At 44.5% G+C, this 13,424-nt stretch carries 8 protein-coding genes and 1 pseudogene; 8 read left to right on the forward strand and 1 reads right to left on the reverse strand.

Annotation, left to right across the window (positions count from 1 at the left end; genetic code table 11):
• Positions 1 to 46: 46 nt before the first annotated feature.
• The 5 genes and pseudogenes from HMPREF2917_RS11870 to trxA form a co-directional block, all read left to right on the forward strand.
• Positions 47 to 538, forward strand: a pseudogene (locus HMPREF2917_RS11870) (NADAR family protein); the annotation flags it as partial.
• 90 nt (positions 539 to 628) lie between these two features.
• Positions 629 to 1,666, forward strand: coding sequence for a M42 family metallopeptidase (locus tag HMPREF2917_RS02460; protein WP_070588890.1), 1,038 nt, complete (start codon positions 629 to 631; stop codon positions 1,664 to 1,666).
• A 125-nt stretch (positions 1,667 to 1,791) separates the two neighbouring features.
• Positions 1,792 to 3,777: a peptide ABC transporter substrate-binding protein gene (locus HMPREF2917_RS02465; protein ID WP_070588891.1), complete on the forward strand. Its 1,986-nt coding sequence runs from the start codon at positions 1,792 to 1,794 to the stop codon at positions 3,775 to 3,777.
• Positions 3,778 to 3,896: 119 nt separating this feature from the next.
• Entirely contained in the window at positions 3,897 to 6,926 is a 3,030-nt protein-coding gene (locus tag HMPREF2917_RS02470; RefSeq protein ID WP_070588892.1) for a CocE/NonD family hydrolase, read from the forward strand.
• Between the two features lie 98 nt (positions 6,927 to 7,024).
• Entirely contained in the window at positions 7,025 to 7,339 is a 315-nt protein-coding gene (gene trxA, locus HMPREF2917_RS02475; RefSeq protein ID WP_003002728.1) for a thioredoxin, read from the forward strand.
• A 189-nt stretch (positions 7,340 to 7,528) separates the two neighbouring features.
• On the opposite strand, the gene HMPREF2917_RS02480 is transcribed toward trxA, so the two are convergent.
• Positions 7,529 to 9,010, reverse strand: a complete 1,482-nt coding sequence (locus HMPREF2917_RS02480) for an alpha-amylase (RefSeq protein ID WP_083307665.1) — start codon at positions 9,008 to 9,010, stop codon at positions 7,529 to 7,531.
• Positions 9,011 to 9,218: 208 nt separating this feature from the next.
• Here HMPREF2917_RS02480 and HMPREF2917_RS02485 point away from each other — a divergent pair, with 208 nt between their 5' ends.
• From HMPREF2917_RS02485 to HMPREF2917_RS02495, 3 genes are read left to right on the forward strand one after another with little or no spacing between them, the layout of a single operon-like run.
• On the forward strand, positions 9,219 to 10,850 hold the full coding sequence (locus tag HMPREF2917_RS02485; RefSeq protein WP_070589714.1) for a M20/M25/M40 family metallo-hydrolase: 1,632 nt from the start codon (positions 9,219 to 9,221) through the stop codon (positions 10,848 to 10,850).
• A 39-nt stretch (positions 10,851 to 10,889) separates the two neighbouring features.
• Entirely contained in the window at positions 10,890 to 11,633 is a 744-nt protein-coding gene (locus HMPREF2917_RS02490; RefSeq protein WP_003010968.1) for an ABC transporter ATP-binding protein, read from the forward strand.
• Positions 11,623 to 13,269 (forward strand): hypothetical protein, encoded by a 1,647-nt coding sequence (locus tag HMPREF2917_RS02495; protein WP_070588894.1) that lies wholly within the window; start codon positions 11,623 to 11,625, stop codon positions 13,267 to 13,269. Before HMPREF2917_RS02490 ends, HMPREF2917_RS02495 begins: the two co-directional genes overlap by 11 nt.
• Positions 13,270 to 13,424 lie beyond the last annotated feature (155 nt).

Consider the following 13,424-nt stretch of genomic DNA (forward strand, 5'->3'; position numbering starts at 1 on the left):
TTTATCTGGTATTCTTGACTTAGTTTTTATAGAAAGAAGGTCTAAGATGTTAAATAAAGTCAAAACTAAAGCCTTAATTAGTGTTGGAGCAGTAGCCGCAACTAGCTTTATTCTCATGATGGGATATACTGCTGGTCAACATTCTACTGCTAAACAAAGTCGCAAAGAGATTGAATTGGCTGCAGCTAAACTTGTAGAGGATAAACAAGGAGAAGATAAAGCCAGCATTTTGTCATCAGATACTGTATTAGTACCCCAAATTCAAGAGAAAATTCGTCAGATAGCATCTCCAATAGATGCTGCTTTGGAGGGACGCAATCGACAAAATCCCTTGAGACCAGATTGGGAAGAGGTCAAAGATGAGGTGATGCTTCAGGCCCTTCGAATGAAATTTAGCCAGAATCCAGAAATCGCTGAAGAATTGCTAGCGACAGGAGATGCCATCCTCATCGAACATACGCAAAACGACGCTTACTGGGCTGATGGGGGAGATGGCTCTGGGAAGAACAAGCTAGGCCTTCTCTTAATGCAAGTTCGGGAAGAGTTGAAAAACTCAAACTCGTAACCTCTCCTCTAGCTATTCAACCTATTTCATGCTAGAATAAAGAAAAACAAATTTGGAGGCATTATGAATCAGACAGTGACTTATTTGCAGGAATTAACAGCTATTCCTTCACCGACCGGTTATACACGTGAGATCGCAGACTACTTGGTCAAAACCATTGAAAGCTTTGGGTACGAAGTAACTCGGACTGCTAAGGGTGGCGTGAATGTGACCGTGCCTGGTGTGATCACAGACAAACAACGCTACGTCACAGCCCATGTGGATACCTTGGGAGCTATTGTCCGCGCTGTGAAAGCAGATGGCCGCCTCAAGCTAGACCGCATCGGTGGTTTCCCTTGGAATATGATTGAAGGGGAAAATTGTACAGTCCATGTAGCCAATACAGGAAAGACCCATTCGGGTACGATTTTGGTTCATCAGACTTCTTGCCATGTCTACAAGGATGCGGGGACTGTCGAGCGGACCCAGGACAATATGGAAGTCCGTCTGGATGAAAAAGTAACCAATGAAAAAGAAACCCGTGCCCTTGGCATTGAAGTGGGTGATTTTGTCAGCTTTGATCCCCGGACCATTGTGACAGACACCGGCTTTATCAAATCACGCCACTTAGATGACAAGGTGAGTGCGGCGATTCTCTTGAATCTTCTGCGCGTGTACAAGGAAGAACAGATCCAATTGCCAGTAACGACCACCTTTGCCTTTTCAGTTTTTGAAGAAGTGGGGCATGGGGCTAATTCTAGTATTCCAGCTGAAGTGGTCGAATACTTGGCAGTGGATATGGGGGCTATGGGAGATGACCAAGCGACGGATGAATACACGGTATCCATCTGTGTCAAAGACGCTTCAGGACCATATCACTACGAATTCCGTCAGCATTTGGTAGCCTTGGCAAAAGTCCAAGAAATCCCTTATAAGTTGGATATCTATCCTTTCTACGGATCAGATGCCTCTGCAGCCATGAGTGCAGGAGCAGAAGTGAAACACGCTCTTCTCGGAGCAGGGATCGAATCGAGCCACTCATATGAGCGGACTCACTTGGATTCTGTAGTCGCAACAGAGCGCATGGTCGACGCCTACCTCAAGAGCGACTTAGTAGATTAATAAGGAAAAACTACTCTCCGGAGTAGTTTTTTTAAAGAACTAAAATTTTCTGAAAATTCCTTTTCTTCTGAAAATCTTTGTGGTATAATCTTAAAATAAACTTAAAATTTCTTAAGGAGTTTTACATGAAAAAAAGAAATGTCATTGCACTTGCGGGAGTTGCTCTCCTTTCAGCAGGGATCCTAGCAGCTTGTTCTGGTGGTTCGAAATCATCTAGCTCAAGCAACGGCCAAAAATTCTCATATGTCTATGAGACGGAGCCTGAAAACTTGAACTATATCACATCTGGTAAAGCAGCAACCCACGATATCACAGGAAACTTGATTGATGGCTTGTTTGAAAATGACAAGTACGGTAACTTGATTCCATCTCTTGCAAAAGATTGGACAGTTTCCCAAGATGGCTTGACTTACACTTATAAACTTCGTGACGATGCTAAATGGTATGATTCAGAAGGCGAAGAGTATGCGGATGTCACGGCTAAAGATTTCGTCACAGGGATCAAATATGCAGCTGATAATAAATCAGAAATGCTCTACATCATCCAAGATTCTATCAAGGGCTTGAATGACTATGTCAGCGGTAAAAATAAAGATTTCTCAGCTGTAGGAGTAAAAGCAGTTGATGATCATACCCTTCAAATCACTTTGAACCAACCAGAATCTTTCTGGAACTCTAAATTGACACTTGGGATCACTTTCCCTGTCAACGAAAAATTCGTAAAATCAAAAGGGGATAAATTCGCTCAAGCAAGTGATACTAGCTCCCTTCTTTACAATGGTCCTTACATCTTGAAGAGCTTTACTTCAAAATCTTCTATCGAAATGACTAAGAATGAAAACTACTGGGATAAAGACAAGGTCTACGTCTCAGATGTAAAATTGGAATTCTACGATGGACAAGACCAAAGTAAATTGGCGAAATCATTCGGTGAAAATGCTCTTAGCTTGGCAAAACTTTTCCCAACTGGATCTGGTTACTCAGAGCAAGCCAAAGAATTTAAAGACGAAATCACCTACACTCCTCAAGATGCTGCTTCTTATGTCATTGGTACCAACATCGACCGTCAATCTTACAAACACACAGCTAAGAAGACCGATGAAGAAAAACAATCTACTAAGAAAGCCCTCTTGAACAAGGACTTCCGTCAAGCGATCAGCTTTGCCTTCAACCGTGAAGCTTATGCTGCTCAATTGAACGGAAAAGACGGAGCAAGCAAGATCATCCGTAACCTCTACATTCCACCAACATTTGTCCAAGCTGATGGTAAGACCTTCGGTGAAATGGTGAAAACACAATTGGATACCTATGGAGATGAGTGGAAATCTACTAAACTAGATGATGGTCAAAACGGTCTCTTCGATGCGAAGAAAGCGAAGGAAGAGTTTGCAAAAGCGAAGACTGCCTTGGAAGCAGAAGGTGTGAAATTCCCAATTCACATCGATATGCCTGTAGACCAAACGACTCCATCAAGAGTTCAACGGGTGCAATCTTTCAAACAATCAGTTGAAGAAGCGCTTGGTAAAGAAAATGTCGTCATCGATATCCAAATGCTTTCGAAAGAAGACCTTCAAAATGTGACCCTCTTTGCGCCAAATGCGGCTGGCGAAGACTGGGATCTCTCTGATAATGTTGGATGGAGCCCTGACTACCAAGACCCATCAACTTACATGGATATCTTGAAAGCTTCATCTGGTGAAAATACTAAGACTTTCCTTGGATTTGACCCAAGTGAAAACAATGAAGCAGCTAAAAAAGTTGGTCTGTACGACTTTGAAAAGATGATCAAAGATGCTGGTGCAGAAACACAAGACGTCAACAAACGCTATGAAAAATATGCGGCTGCGCAAGCTTGGTTGACTGATAGCGCCCTTGTTATGCCAACTTCTTCATCAACTGGACGTCCATTCTTGACACGTATCGAACCATTCTCAGCTCCATTTGCATGGACTGGTGGTAAAGGAAAAGACCACGTGATCTACAAAGGAATGAAACTCCAAGACAAAGCTGTGACAAGTGCTGACTACAACAAAGCCCTTGAAAAATGGCAAAAAGAACAAGCAGAGTCAAATAAAAAAGCACAAGAAGATCTTAAGAAACACGTTAAATAAGAATCGATAACCGAGGCTGATGCCTCGGTTTTTTGTGGATCAGATGAATATCTATTTGATATTAAAACGCTTACATAGTATAATGGGAGTGTTGATTACAAAAAAGTTAGGAGACTGAAATGAAAAAGAAAACAATGGTTTCCATTGTCGCATCGAGCTTACTGATCGCTCCGATGGTATTGCATCAAGTAGCAGCAGCAGACGAGCAAACGGAAGAGTTAGCTCCATCAACAGAAGTGGTCCATGCTCCATCTACTGAAGCAAGACCGACAACAAGTGACACAAGTACTAGCTCTAGTGAAGAAGGAACAAACTCAAGTGAGGCATTGCTGGATCGGGCGGCAGGTGCCAATCAAGTAGCTCCTACAAGAGAAGCCCACGCAGCTCCAAGTGAGCCAACTGTTCCAGTAGCAACTCCAGCAGTAACAAACAGGGAAGCTGCACCTCAATCCACTCCTACTTCTGAAGCACCGGCAACAAGTCAGGATTTGGCAAAAGTCACAGGTTCGACCCTTGCAGCGGATCAGGCCTCTAAAGAGTTGACAGTTCAAGATGCTGTTAATGGCTTGCTGCAATGGGCAGCAACGGATCCTAATCAATTGGGGCAAAATCAAGCAGATCGGGAACGCTTTGCCAAAAGTTTAGGTTTGATTGAAACATCAGAAGTTCTGACTCGTAAGGTCAGTCAGCCAGAATTGGTCAAGATGTACGAAACAGCTAAGAAACTCTATGATGCCTACCGGGCTGAAAAGAAAAGCCCTCTCTTTTTAAATGGTCGGGCCCAGCCTATTTTCCCTTATACGACGGGAGAAAAAGCAGACGAAGACTACAAATATGAGGACAGCCAAATTGTGCGTTTCCCAGTCTATGTCGAAACAGACTATGACACCGATGCAGATGGCAAGCCAGACTTGGTCAAAGCCATTGTTCAATTACCAAAGGCAGCCGCTCAAGGAGATTTTAAGGCAGCAACCATTCTGGAAGCGCGTCCTTACGTAGCGGGGACGCTAGACGAAAACTACGTGACCCTTGAAAGTCTGGGGCTTCCGACAGACGGTAGCTACGACATGAAGAAACTGCACAGCCAACCTGCAAAGAGACAGCCAGTTGGCAGTGAGACGACAGTAAAAGCAGCGAAAAAAGCCAAAGCATCGGATTGGTACTACTACAGTCCCTACGAGTATATCTATGACTACGAAGATCTCAACTGGTATGACTATTTTTTGGTCAGAGGTTATGCCTTTATCTCAAGTGCTGGACTTGGTACCAAGGGATCCGAAGGCTTTAACACGACAGGGTCTGATCTCGAAATCAATGCCTTCAAGAATATCATCGAATGGGTCAATGGCAAACGCAAAGCCTACACTGATAAGACCAGCAATATCGAAATCAAGGCAGACTGGGCAAGTGGCAATGTCGCAATGACCGGTCTATCCTGGGCTGGCACCACAACCTTTGGTGTGGCAGCGACAGGCGTAGAAGGCCTAAAGACCATCGTTCCAGCAGCAGGGATTGCTTCTTGGTATGATTATTTCAATAGCCAAGGGACCCAATTTGGCAATGCACCTTATAGTGACCTTTCATGGCTATCCCTCTACGTTAGCACGCGGATGCTGGACCAAGACGATTGGGCAGGGATTTGGCAAAACTATTCCAACTACATCAACCAATTGAACAAGGACCAGTACGCTCATGATCGCAACTACAGTGATGTCTGGAAGGAGCGGGATTATACCCTTCATCCAGAAAATCTCAAGACCAGCGCCCTGATTGTCCATGGCTTGAACGATGACAATGTCAAGACCAAACATTTTGAACTTATGTACGATGCCCTCAAAAAAGCGGGCCAAGATGTCAAGCTCTATCTCCACCAAGGAGACCACGTCTATCCAGCTGCTATGTCCCGTGGATACGGCATCACCGCCAATGGTCAAGATTTTTATGATTTGCTCAATACCTGGTTGACCCACTACCTATATGGCGTGGACAATCACGTCGAAAGCTTGCCAGCGGTTCTAGCTCAAAACAACTATGATCCAAGTAAGTGGACCAGCTATGATAACTGGAAGAGCAGTCAACGTCTCTTTTTGAATGCTCAGTCGAAACGCTTGGAAGAAACCATTTCAAGTGACTATGCGGCTGCGGGTGTTGAGATCGCTAACCGTAATGAAACAGTCAGCAAAGCCTCTTCTAAGGCTAATCTGACCTTTGTTTCTGATGTCACTGAGGACACTACGATCAAGGGCCACATTCCCGTTCATTTCAAGGCAGCTCTTGCCAAAGGTCAAGGAAAGAATTTCCAACTCAATGCCCTCTTGGTAGACGTGGCAGATGAGGACTTTGACGTGGTAGGAAATGGTAGCGTCAAGCAAGATAAAACAGCAGACGGTTTCTGGATGGGAAGCAATTTAAGCAACTTATCTGTAGCCGAATATGAAACCATCAAGACCAAGTACAAGGTGATCGCAAAAGGCTGGATCAACCTTGCCAATCCTGAGTCTGGCTACGATTCAGCAAGCTCTCGTGCAAGCATTGAGCCAAAAGTTGGGGAATACCATGATTACACCGTTTATCTCCAACCAAATCTCTATACGGTTAAGAAAGGCCACAAGTTAGCCCTAGTCTTTAACACCTATGACCCGTCCGATTTAACGGTGGAGCATCCATATGAAGTGACCTTTAAGACAGATTCTATCCAGGCTGCGATTCCAATTGTCGAAAAGACTCGCGCCCAAAAGGCAAGCTATCTACCAAGTGCAAGCGATACAGACTATGCGAATTTGCCAGAAATTGAGGGGGGTGCTTTAGTAGCACCAGAAGTGCACTACAAGGAAGAATATATGCTTCCAACCCCAGAACACCTTGTCCAACCAAGTCAAGATTTTCCTGAGAAGGTCGTTGAGATGAAGACCGCATCAGCTGCCCAAGAGCACCCTCACCTTGCTCTAGCTGTATCCTATGGCCCTCAATTTGTTTCACCAGGATTGGCAGAAGATCCTCAAGCTCCAACTCCTGCAGTAGAAGGAGGGCATGCGGACCATACGCTTCCACAAACAGGTAGCAAAGAACATGCTCTGGGTCTCTTAGGTCTGTTTAGCCTGACAGCTTCTAGCCTCATCTTTTGGCGCAAGAAGAAAGAAGATGCCTAAGGAGTCCCCGTAGCAAATATTTCTAAAATGGCATTATTTAGTGTAAAATAAAAGTAGAAATGCAGAATCAGTAGATGCCTACTGAAAAAGGAGGAAATATGGCACACGTAATCACAGATGCAACTTTTGAACAAGAAACTAGCCAAGGACTTGTCTTGATTGACTTTTGGGCAACTTGGTGTGGCCCATGTCGCATGCAAGCACCGATCTTGGATCAGTTGGCAGAAGAAGTACATGAAGATGATTTGAAAATCTGCAAGATGGATGTAGATGAAAATCCAAATACAGCGCGTCAATTCGGTATCATGTCGATCCCAACTCTTCTCTTTAAAAAAGATGGCCAAGTCGTGAAACAAGTGGCTGGAGTTCATACGAAAGCCCAATTAAAAGAAATCATTGCAGAATTGAGCTAAAAAGAAAACTCGTTTTCCAAACTGGAAAACGAGTTTTTTTGATGGCGTGATTTTCTTTAAAATAAAGGTAGCAAACATTGACAGCGCTTTCTTATAGTGCTAAAATGAAGCTGTATTTCCTATAAAATTTTTACAGGAAAAAATTCTCCTAGGAAAATGTAGATCCTAGGAGAAAATCATATATAAAGGTTATTGGCCCTCTGTATCTTGGGCTACCCAGACACTGACGGAGCGTTCTGCCACTGGGAATTCGGCAGTACCGTCTTCTTGGACTTGGACGGTTTCGCTACAATTTTCTAGGACATCATAGTAGGTGAGGCCTGCGTAGGATGAGCCGATCTCCATGACTTTTGTAGCAGCTTGGTTATTCGAAACTAAGCAGGCGATTGGTGCTGATTCTTCTGTACCTGAACGTGTCCAACCGATGCAATTAGGATCATCGAAGTAGTCCGTTTGTTCCCCATAGGCCAGATCTTTACGAACCCATAAGAGACGATCGAGAACCTCTTGGAAACTTTCTTGTGCAAATTTGCCCTCGATACCGTAGTAGTCTCCATAGAAGACACAAGGCAAACCAGCTTCACGAAGTAAGATCAAGGCATAGGCTGCAGGCTTAAACCATTCTTCAATGGTAGATTCCAAGGCTTGCCCTCTCTGGGTATCATGGTTGTCTACAAAGGTTACGGCCTGTTCAGGATGATTGAGCGCCAGTGTTCCATCAAAAACAGTTCGAAGGTCGAAATTTTCACCCTCTTGGCTGGCTCTGAAGAAATTTTGGTGGAGGGCTACATCGATCAAGTCGTATAGGTAGTCAATGCTTTCCAAGTACTCATCGTTGGTTTCTGTGTCGCCATTCCAAAATTCACCAAAGACGTAGAAATCTTCACCATATTTTTTGGTAATATTGTGGATGAAATTCTTCATAAAGAAGGAGTCAATGTGTTTGACTGCGTCCAGACGGAATCCCTCAACCCCTGTCGTTTCGATAAACCATTCAGCCCATTGATCGAGATTTTCTACAACCTCGGGATGTTTGAAATCGATATCGGCGTACATGAGGTAATCGTAGTTTCCGTTTTCCTTGTCAACCAGATCTCCATGAGCCCAACCTTTGTTGTCCCCTTGGATTTGGTAGATTCCATTCTTATTACGAGAAGCATCGTAGTCCGTACCGGTGAAATGGTACCAATGCCAGTGGAAGTCATTATAGGCGCCATTTCGGCCATCAAAGGTGAATTTAGTCCATCCTTGAATGGTGAAGGGCTCAGTGAGGACCTTGTTTCGATCCATTGGATCCACCTCAACGACCTCGAATTCCTCTAAGCCATCGGCAGCAGCTTTATGGTTGAGAACGACATCGGCCATTGGTTGAATCCCTGCATCTTTGAGGGCTTGAATGGCTTGAAGATAATCGTCTTTGAAGCCATATTTGGTGCGAACCGTTCCTTTTTGATCGAACTCGCCCAAATCAAAGAGGTCATAGACTCCGTACCCAACGTCGTTGTTAGAAGTAGCTTTAAAGGCAGGTGGCATCCAGACTTTACGAATACCCAAGTCTGCTAAGTGTTGCGCATCTTCAGCAAGACGCGTCCAGTGGTTCCCATCAGCGGGCAAATACCACTCAAAATATTGCATTAAGGTTTGATTTTCCATTTTTATTTCTTCTTTCATGTGAATGTCCCTATTTTACCAAAAATAGTTGGATGCGACAAACGATTGCGCTGGAAGCAAGCCCTTTCTAGAAAAGAAACCGCATACATGAAAGAAATGAAGTGAGAATATAAAAAGTAGTATTTTATTTACGTAGAAATATCAGTCTGGTACATTTATTTCTATTCATTTTATAGTTTGATCATATCAAAGGAGGATTGGTTTGAAAGTGAAAACCACCAATAGAGAGAGCATCGAAACGATTTTTACTGAAGCCTTGGCAATCCCGAGCTTTACCAACACTGAGACCGAGCAAGGGATCGAAGCCTACCTGGATCAACGGATTGCCCAGATCCCTTATTTCAAGGAACATCCGGACCATTTTGGGCGCTACCAGGTGCCACAGGATCACTTGCATCGGTCGGTCAATTGGGCCTTGGTTGATAAGGGCAAGAAAAAAACAGTGATCCTTTTCCACCACCATGATACAGTCGATTTAGAAGACTATGGAAACTTGTCGGAAATCGCACTCGATTCTGATAAAGTAGCAGAAGCCTTGAAAACACTGGATAGACGTCCAGATATGCAGGAAGATTTAGCTTCTGGGGATTGGAAATTTGGCAGAGGGTCTTGCGATATGAAAGCAGCATTGGCCCTTCAATTGGGGGTTCTGGAAGCCTATGCGGCAGATCCCGTGGAAGGTCAGGTCAATCTGCTCTATCTCTCTGTTGGAGATGAGGAATCCTATTCACGTGGGATGCGTGGAGCTTTGGGCCTCCTCACAGATTTGCAGGAGAAGTTTGATCTGAATTATGTATTAGCAGTGGATTCAGAACCCTTTGAATCAGAGGTAGGAAAAGAAAAGGTCCTTCACATTGGCACAGTCGGCAAACTCATGCCGGTCGTTGTGGCACAAGGTGTCTTGTCCCATATGAAGGAGCCCCTTAAAGGGATCAATGCCTTGTCCCTCCTAGTAGCCATCGCAAGCCAGCTAGATCTTCATCCCGATCTGGCAGATCAGGCCTTGGGAGAAACGTCTCCCCTTCCTTCTTGGTCCTATCTCAGAGATTTGAAGGAGCAGTACGATGTATCGACCGTGCTTTATGCGGCTGGTTATTTCAGTGTGTTGCATTTGAAGAAAACACCGCAAGAGCTCTTGCAACGAATCTATGAGCTTACTCAGGAGGCCTTGGACGCCTTTTACAAGAAGTACGAGCACTTGCAGGATCAGGCAGGCCAAGAACATATTATTGCAAGGCCAAGAGTCATCACTTATCAAGAACTAGAGGAACGTTGCCAAGCCATAGAGGGCTACCAAGCCTTTAGAGAAGCTTCTAATAAAAAAGCGGAGCAAGATTTTCGTAATGGGACCAGCTGCCAGAGCCTTGCGATTCAGCAAATCCAGCGACTCCTTGAGTTTCTCGGAGATAAGGATCCTATGGTGGTCATCGGTTTTGCGCCCCCATATTATCCTTCCATGAATTGCCGCTTTTTAGACAATACCGATTTCAATATCGTGTCCCTCATCACTGATTACCGCGAGTATCTGGACACAAGAGGTTACCTCTTAAAAGTGGAAGAATACTTTATGGGGATTAACGACACTAGTTATTGTGCCTTGGAAAAGGATGTGGCTTCTTATCAAGTCGTCCTAGATAGCCTAGCCACACCAGCTCAAGTCTATGATCTGGATCTGGAAAAAATTGCCCAAATTCAGGTCCCAGCAGTTAATCTAGGACCATGGGGTAAAGAATTGCATAAGCGAGGAGAGCGGGTCTACAAAGAAGACTTCTTGGAAACCATTCCAAACTATCTGCTAGAATTGCTCTACCATTTCGATGATCGCTTATCAACAGAATAAGAAAAAACGGTCCCAATGAGGATCGATTAGGGAGTTAACATGATTACATTTCACGGAGTTACCAAAGATTACGATGGGCACATTGCCCTTAACCACTTGGATCTGACCATCGAAGATGGGCAAATTGTCGGCCTGATTGGCCACAACGGAGCTGGAAAGTCAACGACGATTAAGAGCCTGGTCAGTGTCATCACCCCAACCACTGGATCCATTGAAGTGGATGGTCAGGACCTCTATAGCCATCGACTGGCGATCAAAAAGAAGATCGGTTATGTGGCAGATTCGCCAGATCTTTTCTTGCGCCTCACAGCCAATGAATTCTGGGAGTTGGTTGCGACCTCTTATGATATGAGTCAGAAAGACTGTGACCAACGCCTAGAGGAGCTTCTTAGGATCTTTGATTTTCAGAGCCACCGCTATGAAGTGATTGAATCCTTTTCACATGGGATGCGCCAGAAGGTCTTCGTCATTGCAGCGCTCTTATCCGATCCAGATATCTGGGTCTTGGACGAACCGATGACCGGATTGGACCCGCAGGCTTCTTACGATTTAAAACAAATGATGCGTCAACATGCGGATCGCGGAAAGACCGTTATTTTCTCTACCCATGTCTTAGAAGTGGCTGAACAACTCTGTGATAAAATTGCTATTCTGAAAAAGGGAAATCTCATTTTCTATGGGACGATCGAGGAATTGAAGGGACAACATCCAGAACAAAGCCTGGAAAGTATCTATCTCAGTTTAGCGGGGCGGAAGGAAGAAGGTGGCGATCATGCGTCTTAAGATCATCCAACAGCTGGTCAATGTCAATATCATCTATGCCAGTCAGCCCGCCCAGATCGCAAAATTACGTGCCAAACAGGCCAAAAAACCGGACGTCAAACTCAATGTTGCCCGTAAATCGGTGCTCAATTACCTCTTTTTAGGCCTAGTCTATTTCGTCATATTTGGCTTGCTCTTTAGCATCTATGATTTTGTGAACCAACCAGCCTTCTTTGTCAATATGGTCGCCCTCTTTTCCTTGATGACCATTTCCCAAGGATTTATGAGCTTTTACAATGTCTTTTATGAAAGCAAGGACCTGCAGTTTTACCGCCCCTATGCCTTCTCAGATGCAGAAGTCATTGCTGGAAAGAGTATCTCGGTCATCCTGACCCTTCTCATGGCTATTCTCCCGTTGATTAGTTATTTTCTGATCCTGCCTGTCCAAGCAGGCGGCTTTAATCCGTTAGGGATCCTGCTAGGCCTCTTTTGTGCCTTGATTCTCTTAGGCGTTCTCTTTTTAGCGACGATTTTACTAGCTCATTTGATCACTAAGACCCTTTTTTTCAAAAAACACACGACCCTGGTCTCCAACATCATGGTCGGAATTGGTTCTCTTCTGAGTCTAGGAGCTTATCTCTATCTGAATCTAGTCCAGACCCATCGGGTAGAAGTGTCGGGTGGAGGAGATATTCCCATTCTATTTCCACCTTTTACGGCCTTTCATCAGTTCATTCTCCATCCTTTTGATGGAGAAGCGATCCTAGGCCTCTTAGGATGGATCCTGGTCCTTTTGGTCTTGATCGGCCTGGTTCGCAAAATCGTGATCCCGCAGTTCTATGATGCGGCCCTTGCAGTTGCGACCAACCAAACCGTTAAAGAGCGCGTGAAAGCCATCCATGTGGGCCAGAAAGACTCCTTTAGACAGTTTGTCATTCAGTATCATCGTAGACTCTTGAGCGATGGAACCCTTATGGTACAAGTCCTCTTGATGATGAGTATTCTGCCATATATTTTCCTCCTCAGTGGAGCAGCAGGAGCATCGAAAAATATAGGAGGCCTCAGTCCTTACCTGACGCCCCAGTATCTGGTGCCACTGACCCTTGTTGCCATCTTGATCGGTGTTTTCAATAGTTTTGGAGGCTTGACCAGTATCGGTATTTCGCTAGAGCGCGAAAACTTTGAATACTTGAGATCGCTCCCTATTGATTTTAAACGCTATCTCTTCATGAAGTTTTGGTTGCTCTATCTGGTGCAATCCATCCTTCCTGTCATACTTCTAGTTGGCGTTTGTCTCTATTTTGGCGTCCATCCCTTGGCTATCCTAGCTATGTTATTGATCTGGGTTGTAACAACCATTCCGATCTGCATTCGAGACTATGTCAAAGATTTTCAAAATTTTAGCACCAATTGGACCAATATCACGGAGTTGATGACCCGTCATCGTGGGAATGCAGTTCTTCAGTCTATTCTCTTGATTGTCTTCCTCTTTGTGATGTTTCTCTTGATCATTGTCAGCTTCATTTGGACCTATCATTCCATCAGCACTCCACTAGCCGTGATCCTTTATAGTGTCATCCTGCTAATTGGAGCTGGGATCAGCTATAGCATCTACCGCAAAAAAATCCGGACTCTCTACCAAGAGATCGGAGAATAAAAAGAGAGAGTGGGACAGAAATCGGTAATTCGTTAGAATTCGATTTCGTCGTCCCACCTCCGCACAGTTGAGTAGGGCTGTATAGATGATGAAATCAGCGTAGTAGAGCCTACTCAACTACTGCGTCTTGCTCGACAATCCAAAAACAATAAAGA

It is taken from the genome of Streptococcus sp. HMSC061E03, assembly GCF_001813505.1.
Taxonomy (GTDB): domain Bacteria; phylum Bacillota; class Bacilli; order Lactobacillales; family Streptococcaceae; genus Streptococcus.